Here is a 1,015-nt window from a genome sequence, read left to right on the forward strand (position 1 = left end):
CTACAAACAGACTGAATATGAAGTCCTGCGCCGACGATGTGCTGCCCTCCATCAACAGGGCTGGAAACAGGTCGCTATCGCTCAGGCGCTAGGCTTGACTCAGGGCTGGGTCAGTCGCACCCTGACTAAATATCGTCAGCACGGTCAAGATGCGCTGGCTTGGCGTAAACCTGCTGGGGCGGCCGCTAAAATAACTGATAATCAACTGGCTCAACTGGTTGAAGAATTGAACAAAGGGGCCGAATATCACGGCTTTCCAGGTCATGTTTGGACCCGCCCCCGGGTTAATGAAGTCATCAAACGGCTCTTCGGAGTCAGTTATGATCCTTCGCAGATCGGCCGTTTATTGAAAAAAGTAGCTTGGACTCGGCAAAAACCCCAACCCAAAGCCCGTCAACAAGACCCTGAACGGGTCAAGCAGTGGCGGGAGGTTCGATTGCCCGACCTTAAAAAAAGCCCAGACTGAAGGGCGTGTTATTCTATATGTCGATGAATCAGCTTGTTACCTGTTGCCAATGTTGGGTCTGACTTGGGCACCCCGCGGGCAAACACCTATTTTATTAGAACAAGCTGGCCGTGATCACCTTAGCCTGATTGCGGCTATTGCGCCCAACGGCCGGATTTATGTAGCGGGCCAAGATCGGGCGTTCAACGGTGAAGATATTGTTTGGTTTGTGAGCAAGCTGTGTGGTCGTTACCGCAGGCGTGATCTGCTTTTAATCTGGGATGGAGCCTCAATTCATCGTAGCGAGGCAGTCAAAGCGTTTTTGAGGACGCGGCCCGGTCGAGTTCATCTGGAGTGTTTACCCCCTTACAGCCCCGAGTTGAATCCCACCGAGTTGGTGTGGAATCAGATCAAACAGGGGTTGAAAAACCGGGTATTTCTTTCGTTGGAAGCCCTGACAGAAGCTGTTTTAGAGCAAATCGACACTTTGGGAAAAGATCGGAGATTAGTACAAGCCTTCTTCTACAAAAAGGAGATTGGCTTCTTTACAGGTTAATTCACGCATCAATA

Annotated in this window: 2 protein-coding genes; both read left to right on the forward strand. The window is 50.5% G+C overall.

Annotated elements, in window-relative coordinates; translation table 11 throughout:
* Positions 1 to 466, forward strand: a 466-nt coding sequence (locus ACYVBJ_RS20530) for a winged helix-turn-helix domain-containing protein (RefSeq protein ID WP_460984181.1), incomplete at its 5' end; no start/stop codon positions are given.
* A gap of 40 nt (positions 467 to 506) precedes the next feature.
* The gene (locus ACYVBJ_RS20535; protein WP_460984182.1) at positions 507 to 1,001 is read left to right on the forward strand and encodes an IS630 family transposase; all 495 of its coding nucleotides are present in this window, start codon (positions 507 to 509) and stop codon (positions 999 to 1,001) included.
* The last annotated feature ends 14 nt before the right edge of the window (positions 1,002 to 1,015 follow it).

The organism is Spirosoma fluminis, assembly GCF_054778895.1.